This window comes from Falsihalocynthiibacter sp. SS001, from assembly GCF_042445055.1.
In the GTDB taxonomy this organism is placed as follows: domain Bacteria; phylum Pseudomonadota; class Alphaproteobacteria; order Rhodobacterales; family Rhodobacteraceae; genus Falsihalocynthiibacter.
The window spans coordinates 2332420-2352344 of record NZ_CP170339.1 but is presented as its reverse complement, the minus strand read 5'-3'; the positions used below and the strand labels follow the sequence as shown (position 1 = coordinate 2352344).

The 19925-nt window shown below is 54.8% G+C and carries 21 protein-coding genes; 12 read left to right on the top strand and 9 right to left on the bottom strand.

All coding sequences use genetic code 11. The features are described 5' to 3' along the window. Positions 1 to 7 precede the first annotated feature (7 nt). From ACFE33_RS11285 to ACFE33_RS11265, 5 genes are read left to right on the top strand one after another with little or no spacing between them, the layout of a single operon-like run. Positions 8 to 628, top strand: a complete 621-nt coding sequence (locus ACFE33_RS11285) for a VOC family protein (protein WP_380053365.1) — start codon at positions 8 to 10, stop codon at positions 626 to 628. Next, positions 625 to 1110: a GNAT family N-acetyltransferase gene (locus ACFE33_RS11280; RefSeq protein WP_380053362.1), complete on the top strand. Its 486-nt coding sequence runs from the start codon at positions 625 to 627 to the stop codon at positions 1108 to 1110. Before ACFE33_RS11285 ends, ACFE33_RS11280 begins: the two co-directional genes overlap by 4 nt. A 38-nt stretch (positions 1111 to 1148) precedes the next feature. Continuing rightward, positions 1149 to 1829 carry a TerB family tellurite resistance protein gene (locus ACFE33_RS11275; protein WP_380053359.1) on the top strand — a complete coding sequence of 227 codons (681 nt, stop codon included), beginning with the start codon at positions 1149 to 1151 and terminating at the stop codon, positions 1827 to 1829. Continuing rightward, entirely contained in the window at positions 1829 to 2839 is a 1011-nt protein-coding gene (locus ACFE33_RS11270) for an endonuclease/exonuclease/phosphatase family protein (RefSeq protein WP_380053356.1), read from the top strand. Before ACFE33_RS11275 ends, ACFE33_RS11270 begins: the two co-directional genes overlap by 1 nt. A 38-nt stretch (positions 2840 to 2877) precedes the next feature. Then, on the top strand, positions 2878 to 3192 hold the full coding sequence (locus ACFE33_RS11265) for a hypothetical protein (protein WP_380053354.1): 315 nt from the start codon (positions 2878 to 2880) through the stop codon (positions 3190 to 3192). Here ACFE33_RS11265 and ACFE33_RS11260 read toward each other — a convergent pair. The 4 genes from ACFE33_RS11260 to ACFE33_RS11245 are packed head-to-tail and all read right to left on the bottom strand — an operon-like array spanning position 3189 to position 8756. Beyond that, positions 3189 to 4730, bottom strand: a complete 1542-nt coding sequence (locus ACFE33_RS11260) for a Ppx/GppA family phosphatase (RefSeq protein WP_380053351.1) — start codon at positions 4728 to 4730, stop codon at positions 3189 to 3191. The two genes, ACFE33_RS11265 and ACFE33_RS11260, sit on opposite strands and share 4 nt — an antisense overlap. A gap of 50 nt (positions 4731 to 4780) precedes the next feature. After that, positions 4781 to 6955: an RNA degradosome polyphosphate kinase gene (locus ACFE33_RS11255; RefSeq protein WP_380053348.1), complete on the bottom strand. Its 2175-nt coding sequence runs from the start codon at positions 6953 to 6955 to the stop codon at positions 4781 to 4783. 39 nt (positions 6956 to 6994) lie between these two features. Next, a complete protein-coding gene (locus tag ACFE33_RS11250; RefSeq protein ID WP_380053346.1) occupies positions 6995 to 7687 on the bottom strand; it encodes a chromosomal replication initiator DnaA in 693 nt (230 codons plus the stop codon). Beyond that, complete coding sequence (locus tag ACFE33_RS11245; RefSeq protein ID WP_380053343.1) at positions 7665 to 8756, bottom strand: AI-2E family transporter; 1092 nt, start codon at positions 8754 to 8756, stop codon at positions 7665 to 7667. The genes ACFE33_RS11250 and ACFE33_RS11245 overlap by 23 nt, the downstream gene beginning before the upstream one ends. Before the next feature lie 156 nt (positions 8757 to 8912). Between ACFE33_RS11245 and proS the strand changes: the two genes are divergently transcribed. The 5 genes from proS (at position 8913) to ACFE33_RS11220 (ending at position 13364) form a co-directional block, all read left to right on the top strand. Further along, positions 8913 to 10250, top strand: a complete 1338-nt coding sequence (gene proS / locus ACFE33_RS11240; RefSeq protein WP_380053340.1) for a proline--tRNA ligase — start codon at positions 8913 to 8915, stop codon at positions 10248 to 10250. Between the two features lie 59 nt (positions 10251 to 10309). Next, entirely contained in the window at positions 10310 to 11596 is a 1287-nt protein-coding gene (locus tag ACFE33_RS11235) for a lipoprotein-releasing ABC transporter permease subunit (RefSeq protein ID WP_380053338.1), read from the top strand. Next, complete coding sequence (locus tag ACFE33_RS11230; RefSeq protein ID WP_380053336.1) at positions 11589 to 12269, top strand: ABC transporter ATP-binding protein; 681 nt, start codon at positions 11589 to 11591, stop codon at positions 12267 to 12269. The genes ACFE33_RS11235 and ACFE33_RS11230 overlap by 8 nt, the downstream gene beginning before the upstream one ends. A 258-nt stretch (positions 12270 to 12527) precedes the next feature. Continuing rightward, positions 12528 to 12785 carry an ArsR/SmtB family transcription factor gene (locus ACFE33_RS11225; protein ID WP_380053333.1) on the top strand — a complete coding sequence of 86 codons (258 nt, stop codon included), beginning with the start codon at positions 12528 to 12530 and terminating at the stop codon, positions 12783 to 12785. 111 nt (positions 12786 to 12896) lie between these two features. Continuing rightward, entirely contained in the window at positions 12897 to 13364 is a 468-nt protein-coding gene (locus ACFE33_RS11220) for an SRPBCC family protein (protein WP_380053330.1), read from the top strand. 54 nt (positions 13365 to 13418) lie between these two features. Here ACFE33_RS11220 and parE read toward each other — a convergent pair whose 3' ends face one another. From parE to ACFE33_RS11205, 3 genes are all read right to left on the bottom strand, one after another. Then, a complete protein-coding gene (gene parE / locus ACFE33_RS11215; RefSeq protein WP_380053327.1) occupies positions 13419 to 15383 on the bottom strand; it encodes a DNA topoisomerase IV subunit B in 1965 nt (654 codons plus the stop codon). Between the two features lie 102 nt (positions 15384 to 15485). Next, on the bottom strand, positions 15486 to 15800 hold the full coding sequence (locus ACFE33_RS11210) for a DUF1992 domain-containing protein (protein ID WP_380053325.1): 315 nt from the start codon (positions 15798 to 15800) through the stop codon (positions 15486 to 15488). Positions 15801 to 15912: 112 nt separating this feature from the next. Continuing rightward, positions 15913 to 16299 (bottom strand): DUF1761 domain-containing protein, encoded by a 387-nt coding sequence (locus tag ACFE33_RS11205; protein ID WP_380053323.1) that lies wholly within the window; start codon positions 16297 to 16299, stop codon positions 15913 to 15915. Between the two features lie 237 nt (positions 16300 to 16536). Here ACFE33_RS11205 and ACFE33_RS11200 point away from each other — a divergent pair, with 237 nt between their 5' ends. Continuing rightward, positions 16537 to 17925, top strand: a complete 1389-nt coding sequence (locus tag ACFE33_RS11200) for an MATE family efflux transporter (RefSeq protein WP_380053321.1) — start codon at positions 16537 to 16539, stop codon at positions 17923 to 17925. Here ACFE33_RS11200 and ACFE33_RS11195 read toward each other — a convergent pair. Both ACFE33_RS11195 and ACFE33_RS11190 read right to left on the bottom strand, forming a co-directional pair. Next, positions 17922 to 18332 carry a hypothetical protein gene (locus tag ACFE33_RS11195; RefSeq protein ID WP_380053319.1) on the bottom strand — a complete coding sequence of 137 codons (411 nt, stop codon included), beginning with the start codon at positions 18330 to 18332 and terminating at the stop codon, positions 17922 to 17924. The two genes, ACFE33_RS11200 and ACFE33_RS11195, sit on opposite strands and share 4 nt — an antisense overlap. Positions 18333 to 18346: 14 nt before the next feature. Further along, positions 18347 to 19564, bottom strand: a complete 1218-nt coding sequence (locus ACFE33_RS11190) for a pyridoxal phosphate-dependent aminotransferase (protein ID WP_380053317.1) — start codon at positions 19562 to 19564, stop codon at positions 18347 to 18349. A 78-nt stretch (positions 19565 to 19642) separates the two neighbouring features. Between ACFE33_RS11190 and ACFE33_RS11185 the strand changes: the two genes are divergently transcribed. After that, positions 19643 to 19918, top strand: coding sequence for a succinate dehydrogenase assembly factor 2 (locus ACFE33_RS11185; protein ID WP_380053315.1), 276 nt, complete (start codon positions 19643 to 19645; stop codon positions 19916 to 19918). Positions 19919 to 19925 lie beyond the last annotated feature (7 nt).

Here is a 19925-nt window from a genome sequence, read left to right as displayed (position 1 = left end):
ACGCAAGATGCCGAACCTCGAAATTGACCATTTCGCCATTTCCTGCGCGCGCCTTGCCGATGGCGTTGCATATGTCGAAGATACGCTCGGCGTCAAAATGGGCGCGATTGGTTACCATCCTAAGATGGGGACGCATAACCGCCTGCTTTCTCTTGGTCCGAGTATCTATCTCGAGGTTATCGCGATTGATCCAGATGCCACGTCGCCCAACTACCCGCGATGGTTTGATCTTGATGGTTTTGCGGGCACACCGCGCGTAACCAACTGGATCTGCCGCACCGGTGATCTTAGTGGTTGTTTGGCCAAGTCGCCTGCGAATACTGGTGAACCGATGGCGTTTGAGCGCAACGCATTTCGGTGGGACATGGCGGTGCCAAAGGACGGAAAGCTGCCGTTCTCGGGCGGTTTTCCCGCGCTTATTCAGTGGCATGGCGATGCCCATCCTGCACCACTATTGGATGATACCGACGTGCGCCTAAAGAGCCTGCGCGTGTTTAACCCCGATGCCGCCGCCTGTGCCGCAGCGCTCGAACCATTGGGCGGGGATAAGCTCGCCGAGTTTGTAAAAGGCGAGGTAGGGTTCGAGCTTGAGTTAGCAACCCCTAGCGGCACAAAGGTTCTGAGATGATCCGTGAAGCAACGGCGGATGATATTCCCGCGATCCTCGATATCTGGAATCCCGTTATCCGTGAGAGCATTTTTACCTTTAACTCTCAGGAAAAATCCCCGCAGGATGTTCAAGAAACGCTTACGCAGAAAGCCGCAAACGCCGAGCCGTTCTTGATCGCCGTTGAGGGTACTAACCTCCTTGGATTTGCGACCTACGGGCAATTTCGTGGAGGAGTGGGATATCGGTTTACGGTCGAACACACAATTATCTTGGCGCCTGCTGCGCGGGGTCGAGGCGTTGGCCGCCACTTGCTCGAAGCCGTTGAAAGCCACGCCCGAACACGCGAAATGCACTCAATGATCGCGGGGGTATCGGGCGAGAACGCCAATGCGATCCGCTTTCATGCGGCGATGGGGTATGTTGAATACACGCGCCTGCCCGAAGTCGGGCATAAATTCGGGCGTTGGTTCGACCTTGTTCTTATGCAAAAGAGACTTTAACAACTGACATTTTACGGTTGCGCTGTTAGGTTTGTTTTATGTCGATTTGGTCCCGTATTGCCGATGCATTGTCGGCTTTGTCCCAAGGTGAAAGCCTCTCGGCGGTGTTTGATCGCCTTAGTGCTCCGCCCGAGCGGAGCATTGGTTTTACGATTGCTGTAATTGCGCTCGGGGCGAAAATGGCCAAGGCTGACGGACAGGTCACCAAGGATGAGGTGACGGCCTTTCGCGAGGTGTTTCATATCGAGCAAACCGACGAAGCCAACGCCGCGCGCGTATTTAATCTTGCGCGTACGGATACGGCCGGTTTCGAGGATTACGCCCGCCGCATTAAGCGCATGTTTCGCAATAATCACGACGCACTCTCGGACTTGATGGAGGGGCTGTTTTATATCGCGGTTGCTGATGGGGTTTATCATCCTGCCGAAGATGCGTTCCTTCTGGAAGTCGCTGAGATTTTCGATATTCCGCCGCGCGAATTCAAGAGTTTGCGCGCGCGTTTTGTACCTGATGCAGAGCCGGACCCCTATGAGGTTCTCGGCGTTTCGCCATCATCGACACCACAAGAAATCCGCGCGGCGTGGCGCAAATTGGTGCGTGAAACCCACCCTGACCGAATGGCCGCCCGCGGGGTTCCCCCTGAGGCAATCAAGCTCGCTGAAAGACGCCTGATCGCGATTAATCGCGCTTGGGAAGAGCTAAAAGTGGACGCGGCATAATGCGTTTGGTGACGTATAATACCGAGTGGTTTTCAGAGCTTTTTGGTAAAGATGACAATCTGTTATACGATGATCACCCTTCGAAACGTTACGAGACATCACGCCGAGAGCAGATAGATGCGCTTGGCGTTGTTTTCCGCGCGCTAGACGCCGATGCGGTGATGATAATCGAAGCGCCTGAAAACAGTTCGAGGCGCTCGACAACGATCGCACTGGAAAATTTCGCTGAACGCTATGGCTTGCGAGCGAACAAAGTTGTCGTCGGCTATGGGAACACGACCCAGCAAGAGATTGCGCTCCTGTACGACCCCAAGACCGTTACCGCAGAACACAGCCCGCGCGGCGGTGAAGCTCCGATCTCGCCGCCATTCGATCAAGCTTTCCGCCTCGATATCGATGTTGATGGGATGCAGGACGAGATCGAATTTTCTAAGCCGCCACTTGAAATCGCGCTTCGCACCAAGAACGGGAATGATGTGCGCCTGATTGGTGTGCACGCCAAGTCCAAGGCCCCCTATGGCGCCAAGTCCAAGGTCGAGGAAGCACGCATCGCAATTGCCAATCGCCGCAAGCAACTGGCGCAGTGTATATGGCTGCGCCATCGGGTGGATGAGCATTTTGCCCTCGATGAGGATGTGATCGTCTTAGGTGATTTTAACGACGGGCCGGGGCTGGACGAGTATGAAAAGCTCTTCGGGCGCTCGGGTGTCGAAATCGTATTGGGAGAGGAAGGCGAGCGGCGCCTATATGATCCACACGCAAGCCTTGGCCTAAGCAATCGCCTCGGAGCGCTTCCGACCACATCCCGCTTTTATCTGGCCCACAAGAAACGCTTCTTTGGTTCGCTGCTGGATTACATCATGGTGCCGAACCGTCTTCGTAAAATTGAGCCGCAGTGGCGCATCTGGCATCCGTTCGACGATCCAGAGATTTATAAGACGCCACCGCTGCGGGACGCGTTGCTAACGGCATCGGATCATTTTCCGGTCTCTTTGGATATAGACCTTTAACAGTTATAGAATCGTAAAATTTCGGCTATACTAGCGTTATGAAACAGCACATCTTTGCACTTGCAGGCGCGATTTTCTTTGCGTTTCCAGTGGCTTCACAAGAGCCGCCAGAGAGATCCGGAACGGACCTCTTGCAGGAGGGTATGGAGCTTTTGTTTCAGGAGCTATTCTCGGAAATCGGGCCAGCGCTTGATGATTTGAATGGAATAGGCGAGGAACTGCGCCCTAAAATTCTGGATCTTCTGGGTATGGTCGACGATTTCCGCAACTACGACACGCCTGAAATGTTGCCCAACGGCGATATCATTATTCGACGTAACAAGCCGCTGAAAGAAGGCGAAGTTGACCTCTAGCTCTGTTTGATCTGCACGCTTGTTTCGGCCTCAAGAGCGATGGCAAGGGATGTGAACCGCGCCGAGGCAACCTCTCCGAACAAGTCCTGCGCACCTTCGAATAGGTTCAGTTCGAGTAGCTTTTTCTTGGGGTAATGCTTGAGGCTTCCGACTTCGCTTGGGCTTTTCACCCAGAACATCGCGCCAAATCGCATGGCTTTGCCCAAAACCTCAGCGTCTTTCATCTGCGTGGCCGAGAGCATCTCGAATAGTGGCTCAAATCGCGTTCCTTCGCTCTTGTTCTTATAGCGATGCAGTAGGGCAAGGCCCAAAAACACCCGCTCGCGGTGTGTTAATCCGCCCAAGTTGGCCCGTGTTGCGTTATCGAAACAGACCTCTGCGCGGAAATCGGGGTGGGCACGCCATGTGACATCATGCAAGAGGCACGCGGCCTTCACCAAACGCTTGGTGTCATCAGATGAATTGCGGAACAGCGGCAAAACAAAGCCATAGAGCTCCTTGCCAAAACCAGGCGAGCGCGCATCTTTGGCTTCTGCAAAGCGGCAGGCCTCAATCAATGGGTCGCGGTGCCGCAGTTTCTCGGGCATTTGCTCATAGAGCATCCCTTCGCGAATACCGTAACTCGAGATCGCGATTTCCTTGGGTTTGAACGTGCGCAGCAACTGCTTAAGGACCTGACAAGCAAGGGGCACAAGCGCCATGCGTTCGGCGGACGTCCCTGTGCGGGCGCTCAGTTCGGTGACGTCGTTTTCCGCGATCCATTTTGCGGTCGCGATCACGGCTTTCGGTGTCATGCGGTATTCGTGCAGCACCGAGAGCGGATAGCCGCGACGATCCATATCAATACGTGCAATCGCACGCCATGAACCACCAACCAAGAACAGGCGCTTGTCCGTGCTGGGCATGGAGGCATGCAGCCGCTCGATCACTTCTTTGATGTGCTTTTTGCGGTTGGCTTTGCCCTTGATGGCCTTGAGCTTTAGCGGGCCAAGATCACTTGAAACGCAATGCCCGACACCTTTTGACGTCAGTTCTGCAAGCTCCATGGAAGAGCCGCCGATGTCGCACACCAGCCCCTTAGCGGTGGGCCAGCCGAGCAATACACCTTGGGCCGAGAGGCGCGCTTCTTCTGCGCCGTCGATAACAAATAGGCGGAGGCCAGTCTCCCGAGTTATCTCCTCCCGAAACTCAGGGCCGTCCTCCGCCTCACGCACCGCGGCCGTGGCGACGGCTGTCAGCGGTACGATGTTCATCCCCTTCGCCAACATCTGAAAACGTTTTATTGCGGCGAGGGCGCGTTGGCGACCTTCAGGGTTCAGGCGTCCCGTTTCACCAAGACCAGCCCCAAGGCCGCACATTATTTTTTCGTTGTAGAAATAGGCGGGGCTACGTGCCGCGCCGTCAAACACAACCATGCGGACCGAGTTTGACCCGACATCGACGACTCCTACGCGGCTTAGAGCGCGCGCAGATGGATCGTCAAACAGCGGTCGTCCGAAGGGGCCCCAATTCTTATCGGCCAAATCGGCGTCGCTCATGCCTATCTCCTTCAATCCTGAGGCACTGTGCCTTCGGATTGTGCAGTTTGTCAATCGTCGGAATGTGCTAATTCGGGGACGTCCGCCGCGCCGGCCTTACCGCGTCCAGACAGGGAGGGGTTCTCCATGAAAAAACGATGGCAATTAAACGGCGTAACATCATCCGGAAGCAGCGGACGATTAAAGGTTCCGTCCGGCGCAAGTATCCAGCTTTGGGCGGTGTCGGCCATGTTGGCAGCCATGATTTGACTAACGATCTGGGCCTTTACCGTTGGATTTGTGATCTGGACCAAAGTCTCGACACGCCGCACAAGGTTTCGTCCCATCCAATCAGCCGAAGAAATATAGACCTCTGCCTTCTTGCTCGGGAGTTTGTGTCCATTCCCGAAGCAGACAATACGCGAGTGCTCCAGAAAACGACCAACGATTGATTTGACGCGAATATTCTCGGACAGACCTTTGATACCTGGGCGCAAACAACAGATACCGCGCACAACAAGGTTGATTTTCACACCAGCCTGCGAAGCAGCATAGAGCGCATCAATCACGTCGGGGTCGACAACCGCGTTCATTTTACCCCAAATCTCGGCGTGCTTGCCTTCCTTGGCATATTCGGCCTCGCGCTCGATATTGGCGAGAAGCGTGGATTTCAACGTGAGAGGGGAGATTGAGAGGTTCTCAAGCCCTTCTGGTTGCGCATATCCCGACAGATAGTTGAAGACCTTCGTTGCATCGCTTCCGAGGGCGCGATCACAGGTAAAGAACGACAGATCTGTATAGATTCGGGCGGTTATAGGGTGATAGTTCCCCGTACCATAGTGGGTATACGTCACAAGCTGGTCACCTTCGCGGCGGACCACGGTGCTAATTTTCGCGTGGGTTTTATAGTTAATAAACCCGTACACCACATGCGCGCCGGCGCGCTCCAACCTGCGTGACTGGCGAATGTTAGCGGCCTCATCAAAACGTGCCTTTAGCTCTACAAGCGCGGTAACCGATTTTCCCATATCCGCAGCTTCGCAGAGTGCTTCGACAATCGGAGACTTACGACTGGTGCGATAGAGGGTCTGTTTGATTGCGACGACGTTGGGATCACGGGCAGCCTGTTCTAGGAAACGCACGACCATATCGAAGGTCTCATAAGGGTGGTGCAGCAGCATATCTTTTTGACGGATAGCCGCAAACATATCGCCGTCATGATCCTGCACGCGTTCTGGTACGCGTGGAGTGAAATTGGGCCACAAGAGGTCGCGCCGATCGTCGATGACCAACTCGCTCAAATCCCCAAGCCCAAGAAGCCCGGTCGTTTCAACAACTTCTTCTTCCGAGACGTGCAGCTCGTCCATGATCAGCTTGCTTAGCGCCGTTGGCGCGTTCGAGGAAATCTTGAGGCGAATAACCTCACCACGGCGGCGGCGCTTTAGGGCAACTTCGAATTCCCGTACAAGGTCTTCGGCCTCGTCCTCGACCTCTAGGTCGCTGTCGCGAAGGACACGGAACACGCAGCTTCCCTTGGTCTTGTAACCGGGAAACAGGCTATCGAGATGCAAGAGCAGCAACTCTTCCATTGGCAGGAAACGAAACTCTTCGCTTTCGCTCGGCAGGGACACAAACCGAGGAATCTGCGCGGGGATCGGCAAGAGCGCCTTGAGCACGCGGCCTGTTTCTTTGCTCTCTAGCTGAAGCGCGAGTGAGAAGCCCGTATTGGGGATGAAGGGAAACGGGTGCGCAGGATCAATCGCCAGCGGCGACAGAACAGGGAAGACCTGACTGACAAAGTAGATTTTGAGGAATTTCTTATCCTCGGACGACAGCTCTGAGTTTTGCAGAACATGAATACCCTCTTCAGTCATCTCGGACTTTAGGGTGTTCCACGAATCCTGCTGCCGTTTCAGAAGGGCGTGCGTATCCTGATGGATCAGCACAAGCTGCTCTGCAGGTGTCAGCCCATCGGCGGCGGGCGTTGTGTTGCCAGCAAGGGCAAGCTCACGAAGGCCTGCAACGCGGACGGTGTAGAATTCATCAAGGTTCGTCGCCGAGATCGACAAAAAGCGAAGCCGTTCAAGCAGCGGCACTTTAGGGTTATCTGCTTCTTCAAGCACCCGCCAGTTGAACGCCAGCCACGATAGCTCGCGGTTGATGAACCGGTGTGGCCCGTCAAACTCTTCGGGTTCGGGCACAACAGGCTCGGGAAATGGGGCGGTCAGGAAATCACATTCATTCATACGAACGCTCTAGGGGTAAAATGTAACGTTAAAGTGACGTTATGCGGTCTCTGGGTGCTTCTTGTCCAGAGCATCAAGAGTTTTACCCGCCAGTACGCGGGTAATGGGCCGCTTCTCGCGCAGTGCCTCTTGGTTTAGGGCGTCGGTGAGTTCGCGAATAAATCCAAGCGAGCGCGGGGTGCGTTTAATAATATAGTCCACAACCTCAGGTGCGACGTGGATTTGCAGATCGTTAAAGTGTTTGAGAAGCACAACCGTAAGCAACATATCATCGGGAGACTCGATCCACGTGACGGCCGTGCCTTCCATGCGGCTACGCAAATCGGGTAGGGCGAGGTTCCAGCGGCTCGGTGCGGATTGCGCCGAGAGCAGCAGGTACTGCCCATTCGACAGCATCAGGTTGTGTAGGTGGAAAAGGTGCTGCTCTAACGCGGCATTTCCGGCAACCGCATCGGCATCCTCAACGGCCAATGGGCCTTTGGTGAGTGTTGCGATATCAAGTTCGAAGAGGCGGTCCGCAGGTATAATCTGTGCACCCGTGTCAGCGGCCCAAACATGCGCAAGATGCGTTTTACCAGCGCCACTGGCACCACAGAGAACCATCTTGCCCATCGGCCAATCCTGTGGCGCGGCAAGTGTTTCCTGCGCAAGCGTATTGGAAGGCGCGACGAAGAAGTCCTCGCGTCCCAGTGCCGTTTTGACAGGAAGATCAAGCGTCAGCTGTTGTGTCATTTTCGCTCTCTTCGTAGTCGTCGTGCGTACCTTTGTATAGGCGGCTTTCGGTGTATTTTTGTGTAAAGAAGCGTGCAAATACGCCCAGCATTGCGGCAACGGGAACCGCAACCAACATCCCGACAAAACCGAAAAGCGAGCCAAATACAGACAGTGCAAAGATCAGCCAGACAGGGTGTAATCCGACAGATGAGCCAACCAACTTGGGCGTAAGGATGTTCCCTTCAATGACCTGACCAGAGGCAAAGATCGCAATGACAATCGCGATCGAACTCCACTCGCCCCAGAACTGGAACAGCGCAAGCCCGATCGCCAATGTCCCGCCAATAAGCGCGCCGACATATGGAATGAACGTAAGTGCTCCGGCGATGAACCCGACAGCAAAGCCAAACTGAAGCCCTGCAAGCATAAGCGCGACGGAATAATACGTGCCAAGGATAAGGCAAACGGTACCTTGACCGCGCACAAAACTGGCGAGGGTCTTGTCGATCTCTGACGCAAGGTGACGGATTGTGGGGGCGTACTCACGTGGCAGAAGCGAGTCGATCTTGGCGACCATATTGTCCCAATCCAACAACAAGTAGAACGCGACCACAGGAACCAGAACCAAGAGCACAACGATATTCACGATCGAAAGCGCCGAAACCAACGCGCCCTCCAGCAATGCACCACCCTTGGATTTGACGGTCTCGCCAAGGGATTGAAGCGACTGGCGAACAGTGCTTTCACGATCTGCAAGGTCAGGGAAGCGCTCTTTTACAAATGCCTGAAGGTTGCCGAAATAATCGGGTGCTGCGTCAACAAGGTCCGCAATTTGATTAATGAGTGCAGGGATTATGAGGAGCGCCATAAGGATGAACACAATAACCGCTATAAGGGTAATCACTGCGGTCGAGGCCGCACGCGACAGGCCTAATTTCTCAAGCCGATCCGCCAAAGGATCAAGGAAGTACGCAATCGCGCCCCCCAAAATGAACGGCAAGAGCACATCCCCAAGGTACCACAGCGCGACCATGAAGATTACGGTGAATATGGTCCAGAATTTGATCTGTTGCGAGCTGTCGATCATAAGTATCCCTTTGCTTTCACCCTATGTTGCGCATCACTCACATAGATTCAAGCGTTTCAGCGCGCAGCATATCGATTGCGCGCCTGTGGGCCATTGAACGTAAGGTCGGATTGGCATAGAGCATATTGGATCGAAATTTAGCAAAAGAGCTCGTACATGCGCTTATCCCGTTATTTCATGCCCGTCCTCAAAGAGACACCCGCAGAGGCCCAAATCGCGAGCCATCGCTATATGCTACGCGCAGGGATGATCAAGCAATCCGCCGCCGGTATCTATAACTGGCTTCCGCTTGGTTTGAAGGTGCTGCGCAAAATCGAGCAGATCGTCCATGAGGAACAAGCCAAAGCTGGCCACATTCCAATCCTTATGAGCACCGTACAATCCGCTGATTTGTGGCGCGAAAGCGGGCGTTACGATGCATTCGGCGAAGAAATGCTGCGCATCAGCGACCGCCACGGCCGCGACATGCTCTATGGTCCGACTAACGAAGAAGCGGTCACGGATATTTTCCGCGCGCATGTAAATAGCTACAAGGACCTGCCGCTAACGCTCTATCAAATTCAGTGGAAGTTCCGCGATGAAATCCGTCCGCGTTTCGGCGTGATGCGGGGGCGCGAGTTTTTGATGAAAGACGGCTATAACTTTGACCTCACCAAAGAAGACGCGCTGCACGCTTACAACCGCCACTTGGTAACGTATTTGCGCAGCTACGAACGCATGGGCCTCAAGGCGATCCCGATGCGCGCTGATGGTGGTGCGATTGGCGGCGACTATACTCACGAGTTCCTTGTACTGGCCCAAACAGGCGAGAGCGAAGTGTTCTATGACAGCCAAGTGACGGACCTGACCTTTGGCGATCGCAAGATCGATTTTGACAGCGTAGAAGAATGCGAAGCAGTGCTACAGGAATTTACCTCGCGCTATGCCCGTACCGACGAAACGCACGACGAAGCTCTGTTCAACGAAATCCCCGAGGAGCGCCGCGCCACTGCACGTGGCATCGAGGTTGGCCAAATCTTCTACTTTGGCACCAAGTATTCCGAGAGCATGGGCGCAACGGTCGTTGACGCAGATCAGAAGCAAGTTCCCGTACACATGGGCAGCCACGGCATTGGTGTTAGCCGCCTCTTGGGCGCGATTATTGAATCGAGCCATGACGACAAGGGTATCATTTGGCCAGAGGGTGTTACACCGTTCCACGTTGGTATCGTGAACCTCAAGCAGGGAGACGATGCCGCAGACGCAGCATGCGAGGACCTCTACAAAGCTTTCGTAAAAGCCGGACTGGACCCGCTGTACGATGATCGCAAAGAGCGCGCTGGCGGTAAATTCGCGACGATGGACCTTATCGGTTTGCCATGGCGTATCACTGTTGGTCCGCGCGGCCTGAAAAATGGTGTGGTTGAGCTTACAAGCCGTAAGACCGGCGAGAGTGAAGAGCTTTCACCAGAAGCGGCAATTGCCAAGGTCGTCGAAATTTACGCGGCACACTAAACAATAGCGGGTCAGGCAAATGTCTGGCCCGTTCTTCGACCGTCATTGAGGAGCCCGCCGTGGCGCAACAAACTGCCCCTTTCTCACGTTTTGAATGGACGATTGCATGGCGCTATCTTCGCGCCCGCCGGGCCGATGGCGGCGTGAGCGTGATGACATGGATCAGCTTGGTCGGCATCCTATTGGCGGTCGCTGCGCTGATCATCACGATGGCCGTGCGCGCGGGTTTCCGTGCGGAATTTGTGGATACGATCCTTGGCTCGAACGCGCATGTGACGGTTTACAATGCGCTTGAGGTGAACGAGGCAGGTCAAACCACACGCGTCATGCCGGACTATGCTGCGCGCGCCGAGGCTATCTCCAAGGTCGATGGCGTCACACGTGTTGCGCCGTTGGTGCGCGGCAACGTGATGGCCAACAATATCGATGAAAACACTGGTGCACAGGTGTTTGGTATCTCCGAAGAAGACTTCGCAGGTCTCCCACGCATCGCTAATCCCAGCACCGCCAAGGGCGATATCAAGCGTTTTAATGAGGGTGTCGCGGTGGGGCAGGAAATGGCCCAGACGTTGAACCTTTCCTTGGGGGATACAATTAAGCTGATCTCGCCTAACGGGGTCAAAACGGCCTTCGGCACAAGTCCGCGCGTGAACGTCTATGAAGTTGTCTATATCTTCTCTGCGGGTCGCTATGACATTGATAACGTTAGGATATATATGCCGTTCGCTGAGGCGCAGAGCTTCTTTAACCGCGAGGGTGTGGCGGACGAGCTTGAAGTCATGGTCGAAGATCCAGAGGCGATTGACGATATGTCGGTCGAGCTTTTGGCCGCCGCTGGCGAGCGTTCGCTGCTCTGGACATGGCGGGATCGTTCGGGGGGATTCCTGCGCGCGCTAGCGATTGAGGACACGGTTATGTTTGTCTTGATGTCAGTGCTGGTCTTGATCGCAAGCCTCAATATCGTCTCAGGTCTGGTGATGTTGGTTAAGAACAAAGGACGTGATATCGGTATCCTTAGAACCATGGGTTTGACCGAGGGGTCGGTCATGAGAGTCTTCTTTATTTGCGGGGCTTTGGTCGGCGTTATTGGTACGATTTTCGGGGTCATTATCGGGTGTTTGTTCGCGCTGTACTTTGATCAGATATTGGCCTTTGTGAATGGTGCTTCGGGCGGTGATGTCTGGGACGCATCGGTGCGCGGTATCTATAAGCTCCCTGCGAAATTGATGTGGCAGGATGTGGTCAAGGCGGTGTCGCTTTCGCTTGTATTGTCTTGTGTTGTAACGATTTTCCCCGCGCGCAGAGCGGCGCGAATGAACCCTGTGGAGGCGTTGCGCTATGAGTAATGTGCTGGAACTTTCGGGGATTACCAAGTCGTATAACGTTGGAAAACCGAATGAGATCAACGTCCTGACAGGTGCCGAGATCACCGTTGAGCGCGGCGAAGTTGTTGCTTTGGTTGCGCCATCGGGGGCGGGGAAATCGACTCTTCTGCATATTGCGGGGCTCCTTGATAGCGCGACAACGGGCACGGTGAAGATCGCAGGCCAAGATGTGGCGGGCCTATCGGATCGCCGTAGAACAGCCATTCGGCGGGCGGAAGTGGGATTTGTTTACCAGTTCCATCACCTCTTGCCCGAGTTTTCCGCAATGGAAAATATCGTTCTTCCTCAATTGGTTGACGGTGTTTCGCAAGCCAAGGCAGAGGCGCGTGCAATGGCGCTTTTGGAGAGTGTTGGCCTTGCGGCGCGCGCTGGGCATCGGCCCGCGGAAATGTCAGGCGGAGAGCAACAGCGCGTCGCGTTTTGCCGTGCATTGGCGAATGCGCCAAAGCTGTTGTTGGCGGACGAGCCCACAGGGAATCTGGACCCGGAAACCGCAGAAGTCGTGTTCGAAGGGCTCATGAATCTCGCGCGGGACGAGGGCCTATCGGCCGTGATCGCGACCCATAATCCAGAACTTGCAGCGCGGATGGACCGCGTGGTTCGTCTTGAGGGCGGGGTGCTCAAACAGGGGTAAGATTAGCATATGTTTTTCATATGAATCGCATGTGATTTTTCTGGCTCTTGTAGTGAACTTTCACGCCCCGAAGAATGGCGTAATTGCCGCCGCATCGGTTCGCGTAGTTTACGAATATGTAACTCTCTTCACCTAACTTCGATTAGGCGGATGATTCTTGGCGGAGGGTTGTCCGACTGTTGCGGTAGGTTAGGAGTGCGTGTTGGCGAGATGATTTTGAGATAGGTTGGTTAGGGTGTTGCCTAAGTTGTATTGAAAATGGCTTTTTTGACAGAAATACTTAGGTATATGGCTAAGTATGATTCAAAACTCGATGTGTGTTTCACAGCGCTTGCTGATCCAACGCGGCGCTTAGTCTTGAGCCGCCTATCGCGCGGAGAAGCGAGCGTTAGCGAGTTGGCGGAGCCTCATGACATGGCGCTGCCGTCGTTCATGGAGCACTTGAAGAAGTTGGAAGCGGCTGGACTTATTGACGTCCAAGAAACAGGGGCGAACGCGCACTTGTGCGCTTGCTGATGATGCATTTGAACCGGTTAAAGACTGGCTGAGCGAACAACGCGATATTTGGGACGCGCGCCTTGATCGTTTCGACGAATACGTCACAAATTTAGTGAAAGAACGGAATAAATGAAACTCGATCCTGATACCGATCTGACCTTTACCCGCACGTTGAATGCGCCGCGCCAATTATTGTGGGAATGCTGGACAACGCCAGAGCATATCAAGCACTTCTTTATGCCAAAGCCGCATTCGATTGAGGCCTGTGAAATCGACCTTAGGGTAGGCGGCCGCTTCAATATGGTGATGAATGTGGACGGCAACCATATCCCGAATGAGGGCGTATTCCTTGAGGTGGTCCCCGGTCGGCGCTTGGTATTTACCGATACCTATAGCGAGGGATGGAAGCCCGCCGCAGATCCGTTCATGACGGCAATCGTTGAGTTTGAAGACGATGGCAATGGCGGAACGACATATACCGCGACCGCACGGCACCGTTCACCAGAGGCGCGTAAAACACATGAGGATATGGGGTTTTTCGACGGTTGGGGCACCGTCGCGACACAACTCGAAGAGTATGCCAAGACGCTTCTCTGAATGACGGCGGACGTGTTTTTCAGTAGGGAACGTCCACCGTCATATCATTGTTCGTTAAACGTCGAGTTCTTCGACGAAGCGTGCGTTTTCCTGAATATACTGGAACCGCATTTCGGGTTTTTTGCCCATGAGGCGCTCAACGAGATCGCTTGTTTCGCCGGGTTCGTCCTCGTCGATTGTGACGCGGATGAGTTTGCGGGTAGCCGGATTCATTGTTGTGTCTTTTAGGTCTTTGGCATCCATTTCACCAAGCCCCTTAAAGCGCGAAATCTTGATCTGGCCTTTGCCCCCGAGACCTTTTTCAAGGGCCGCGTCTTTCTCGGCCTCATCGACGCAATAGCGGCGTTCGGAACCTTGAACGATGCGGAACAATGGCGGGCAGGCGAGATAGAGGTGGCCCGCGTCAATCATCGGGCGCATTTGCGTAAAGAAGAACGTCATCAACAGTGAAGCGATGTGCGCGCCGTCGACGTCCGCATCGGTCATGATGATGATTTTTTCATAACGCAGGTCATCGACGTTGAATTTGCTTCCCAGTCCAACGCCGAGCGCCTGAGCAAGGTCGTTGATTTCGGCATTGGTGCCGATCTTGCTTGATGCGGCGCCAAGGACGTTGAGAATTTTCCCGCGTAGCGGCAAGAGGGCTTGGGTTTTGCGGTCTCGTGCCATTTTGGCAGAGCCGCCCGCAGAGTCACCCTCGACGATAAAGAGTTCGGTACCTTCGCGCGTGTTGGTCGAACAATCGGTCAGTTTACCTGGAAGGCGCAGTTTCTTGGTTGCGGATTTACGCTGGGTTTCTTTTTCCTGACGACGGCGCAGACGTTCTTCGGCGCGCAGGACAAGGTAATCGAGGATTGCACCAGCGGCTTTGGTGTCGGCGGCAAGCCAGTTATCAAAGTGATCGCGGACAGAATTTTCCACCATGCGCTGTGCGGCTTCGGTAGAGAGGCGGTCCTTGGTTTGGCCAACGAATTGCGGATCACGAATGAAGCAGGACACGAGGGCACAGCCGCCCGCCATCAGGTCTTCGCGGGTAATCTGCGCGGCTTTTTTGTTGGAAACCAGTTCGCCGTATGCGCGGATTCCTTTGAGGATCGCGGCCCAGAAGCCAGCGACGTGCGTACCGCCCTCTGGGGTTGGGACGGTGTTGGTATAGGATTGGATGAAACCGTCGCGCGCAGGGGTCCAGTTGATGGCCCATTCGACCGAGCCGGGGACGTTGAATTTTTCCTGAAAGGAGACCTTGCCCGCAAATGGCGCATCCGCGTAGGTCGAGGAGCCGCCGAGGGTTTCGGTGAGATAATCCGCGAGGCCACCTGGGAAGTGGAATGTAGCCTCTTGGGGGGTGTCACCGTCGGCGATTGCCGATTTCCAACGGATTTCGACGCCCGAGAAAAGGTAAGCCTTGGAGCGGGCCATTTGGAATAGGCGCTTGGGCTTGAACTTCTGGCTGCCAAAAATTTCCGCATCAGGATGGAACGTAACCGACGTGCCACGACGATTGGGGGCGGCGCCGATTTTCTCAAGCGGACCTTTGGGGATGCCGCGCGAAAACTCCATGGCGTAGAGCTCGCGATTTTTGGCGACTTCGACCCGAAGGTGATCGGAGAGCGCGTTCACAACCGAGGAGCCAACTCCGTGTAGACCGCCGGATGTTTCGTAGGCATCGCCACCGAATTTACCGCCCGCGTTCAAAGTACAGAAGATGATTTCGAGCGCAGTTTTTGTCGGGTCTTTGGGGTGCGGATCAATCGGGATGCCGCGGCCGTTATCGCGGATGGTGACAGAGTAGTCGGCGTGAAGCTCTACCTCAATGCGTGTGGCGTGGCCTGCGACGGCTTCGTCCATCGAGTTATCGACAATTTCCGCAACGAGGTGATGGAAGGCGCGCTCGTCGATGCCGCCGATGTACATCCCCGGACGTAGGCGGACGTGCTCCATATCCTCGAGGACCTGAATCGAGGAGGCATCGTAGTCTTTTTCGGTTTTTTCGGAGCCTGAAAGGAGGTCGCTGGCCATGGTGCGCTGCTCATTGTTGATTTTGGTTGAAGATCATTGTGACAGCAGGGATGCGCGCAAGCAAGCGCTTGACGCTATATTATACGCGGAATCAGGTGGAAGTTAGCCGTACTTGCGATGCGCCTCGAGGTGGAGGGTATAACGCAGCTGCAAATCCGCGAGTTTCTTCATTTCGGCTTTGCGCTCGTCGGGGTCAGTCAGGGTTTTCAGGTGAGCATAGCTTGCCTGAATTTGTTGGTTCAGGACGACGGCGGGGGGCTTGACGTTATAGTTTTTGAGGATCGTGTTCATCGGCGGATTTTTGGCCATCTTCTCAAGATCAAGCGGCTTCCCCGCACCTGGGAGGTTATCAAACTCGCCTTCGGCTTTGGCCTTGTTGATCACGCGATCGATTATGAAACTAAAGGGATTGCTCATTTCACGGTCCGCCTTTCGCCCAAAAATATAAGTGTTCGGGACGGTGATACAAGGAGCAAATGTCTGGCTGGTTTTCCCGCTGATTTCATGGCGGAAACCCCTTTGATTTAATTCAGAAAATACCGTTGCAGATGACCATGATAACGAGCGCTACGATCCAGTATCCTGCGTTTACGTTTCGAGCATAGTTTGAGTGACCAGCGAAGGCGTTGCCGGCGTAGCCCATGACCGTAAATGCAACTGTCGCCAGAATGACCGTCAGCAGCAGGTTTGAGGCCGCCGTTACGCTGACGAACCAACTCATGAGGAAAAGGCCAAGGAATTGACTTATCATTGCGGCCTTGGGCATTTCGTTGGCGTCACCCAGATTTACGCCTACGCCCTCCGCCCATTTCGTGCCGAAGAGCTTGGGAGAGTACCAAAGCCAGCCGACCAAGAACGACACAACCGCGCCGACGATGACGGCGAGCCAGCTTACACCTGTTAGAATTTCTTCCATTTCGTGCTCCTGTTTTTCGTGTGTGTGAAGGAGTTTGCGCCAGATTGGCGATTTATCAAAAGGTTGTTTGCACTTTTTTTGGGCAAGTTTACCAAAAGGTCACATAGAGGAGCGGCCTGTGTTTTCAGGTGCATTGGTTATCGGAGGCCGCGCGGCGGGCGTGGGTGACAGGCGCGGGCGTCGGAATGCGCGGTTCATGAGCGTTGTAAATGCTCAGAAAGCAGCGTAATCGGAATTATGGCAAAAGAATTATCATATGGCGGGCACACGCGCGCGGTGCTCCTTTTGGGGCTTCCTCTAATCGGTTCTCAGTTGGCGCAATTTGCGGTGCATATGACCGATACACTGATGCTTGGGTGGTACTCGGTCGAGACCTTGGCGGCATCGGTTTTGGGGACGTCGTTTGCGTTTATTCTGTTTATTTTGGGTTCTGGTTTTGCATCGGCGGTGGTGCCATTGGTGGCGGCCGCGGATGCACAGGATGATCCGACACAAATTCGCCGCGTGACGCGGATGGGAATGTGGGCGGTTGGGTTCTATGCCTTTGCGGTGATGATCCCGATGTTTTTCTCGGCACCGATTCTCATTGCGATGGGACAAGATTCGGAGCTTGCGATGGCGGCGCAGTCCTATTTGCGGATTTCAGCGCCCGGTATGCTTATGGCGCTCGCGTCTACGGTTTTGCGGATGTATCTGTCGGCGCTTGAGCGTGCGAATACGGTTTTCTATGCCTCGCTTGCGGCAGTCGTTCTTAACGTTGTGCTGAACTATCTGTTTATCTTCGGGAACTTCGGGATGCCTGAATTGGGTATCCGCGGGGCGGCGATTGCGTCGCTTGGGGTGAACACGCTCTTGCTGCTTTATATGGGTATTTATGCGGTGCGCTATTTGCCCGAGCACGCTCTTTTCTCGCGGTTTTGGCGGTCGGATTGGGAAGCATTCTGGCAGGTTGTACGGCTTGGATTTCCGATCGGGATTACGGCATTGGCCGAGGTCGGGCTGTTTAATCTTGCGACGATTATGATTGGCTGGCTTGGAACGATACCGCTGGCGGCGCATGGCATTGCGCTTCAGATGTCGGGCGCTGTCTTTATGATCCATTTGGGTTTGTCGAGTGCGGCAACCGTGCGCGCGGGGCGTGCCTATGGCATGGGCGACGAGGCACATTTGCGGCGCGGGGCGCTTGTGGCCACGCTGATTTCCTTTGTGTTGTCGCTGTTTGGTGTGGCGTTGTTTGTGATGATCCCAGAGGTGCTGGCAGGTGCGTTCGTAGCGCCCGATGATCCGCTTCGACCCGAGATTATCGCCATTGGGACGACACTCTTGTTTATGGCGGGGATTTTTCAGGTTGCGGATGCATTGCAGGCGATGGCGCTTGGATTGCTGCGCGGGCTGCAGGATGCGCGCGTGCCGATGTGGATTGCTGTTATCTCTTATTGGGGGCTGGGAGCGACCGCGAGTTATTACCTCGGATCCGAGGAGCGCTATGGCGCGGAGGGCGTTTGGATGGGGCTGGTGATCGGCCTGTCGGCGGCGGCTGTCTTGCTGTCGATGCGGTTCTGGATGCGCTCGGTCAAGATCAGCGAAGCCGCAGCCAAATCCGCGGCGCCTGAAACCTCCGCCTAGGAGCCTCGCGCCTTTTGGATGCGGTCGGCTTTCTTGCGGACGAGGACGCTGCGCAAATCGTGCATGGCAAAAAGCAGATCGTCGTTGAGCTCCACAAGCTCGGCGTCGGTTGCTTTGCTTTGGGCCCATTGTGCCGTGAGATTAAGCTGATCGACCAAACGGCGGATATCGTCGATGGAGCGCTGCGCCAGAAGGGCACGGCGCTCTGATATCCAGTTCTGGATTGTTTCGATATCTTGGTCAGAAAGTGTGCGGTCGCCGTTCGCTTTAATCTCGCCGTTCTTTACATTGGCGACCGCAATTTGATCCATCTCGATCCGGCTTTGGCGGTTCTCGGTGTCTAGACGAAAAACCGCCGCGCCATTCTCGCGAACTCTGAAGTAGTACTCGGGAAGATGATCGGGCATGGCCGTCCTTGTTATTATTTCAGGTCTGCACAGAACGACTGAATCCGTTTGCAGGCCTCTTTGAGGGCTTCGTCGGAAGTAGCGTAACTGACGCGGAAGTTTGGCGAAAGTCCAAAGGCCGCACCAAACACAACCGCAACACCCGTTTCCTCGAGGAGTGCGGTGGCGAAGGCCTGATCGTCGGTAATTTTCGCGCCCGCTGGGGAAGTCTTGCCGATACAGCCCGCGATGTTCGGATACACATAGAACGCGCCATCTGGGGTGGGGCAGGTGATGCCTTCTGCTGCGTTCAGCATTTCAACCACAAGGTTACGGCGGCGCAGGAATACAGCATTGTTTTCGTGGATGAAATCATGGGTGCCATTCAGAGCCTCAACCGCAGCCCATTGCGAAACCGAGCAGGGGTTAGAGGTGGATTGGCTCTGGATTTTGCGCATTGCCGCGATAAGGGGTTTTGGCCCCGCCGCGTAGCCAATCCGCCAACCCGTCATCGCATAGGCCTTGGAGACGCCATTGCACGTGAGCGTGCGGTCATAAAGCTTGGGCTCGACCTCAGCGGGGGTCGCGAATTTGAAGTCGTCAAAAACGAGGTGCTCGTACATGTCATCGGTCATCACCCAGACATGCGGATGGCGCAAAAGCACATCCGTCAGCCCCTTGAGTTCCTCGGCAGAATAGCCCGCGCCCGTTGGGTTGGACGGGGAGTTAAAGATGAGCCATTTCGTTTTGGGGGTGATGGCCGCTTCGAGTTGCTCAGGCGTCATTTTGAAACCTGTCTCGATGCCAGCCTCGACAGCGACGGGAGTTCCGCCCGCGAGGAGCACCATATCGGGATAGGAAACCCAATAGGGCGCGGGGATGATAACTTCGTCGCCTTCGTTCAGGGTCGCCATTAACGCATTGTAAAGGATCTGCTTGCCGCCGGTTCCGACGGTGACCTGTGCGTTTTCATAGGTAAGGCCATTGTCGCGCTTGAACTTGGCGCAGATCGCGGATTTGAGTTCTGGAATGCCATCCACGGCGGTATATTTGGTTTTGCCAGCGTTGATCGCGGCGATGCCTGCGTCTTTGATATGCTGGGGCGTGTCGAAATCCGGCTCGCCTGCGCCCAGACCAATGACATCCTTACCTGCGGCCTTTAGCTCGGCGGCGAGGTTGGACACTGCAATGGTTGGAGAGGGTTTAACCCGCGCGAGAGTCTTTGAGAGAAAATCGTCTGAAATGCTGGACATGAGGGGCTCCGGTTTGTATCTGCCGGTTCCATGTCTTAGGCTGACATGCGCGTGCGCACAAGTATTTAGGAGCCAACCGTGACCGTAGAATCCCAGAACGAAACGCCCGAAAATCGGATCAAGCGGTTGCAGATGCGTAGTTGGCGCAGAGGTACCAAGGAAATGGACATGATTCTCGGTCCATTCTCTGACACCGAATTAACGACGCTGACCGCCGCGGAATTAGATATTTATGACGCCCTGTTGTGGGAAAACGATCAAGAACTCTATACTTGGGTGAATGGATCAGCACCGACGCCTGAGCAGTATTTGGACTTGATTTCAACGATTTCGCAGCATGCGTTAAAGAAATAATCCAAAA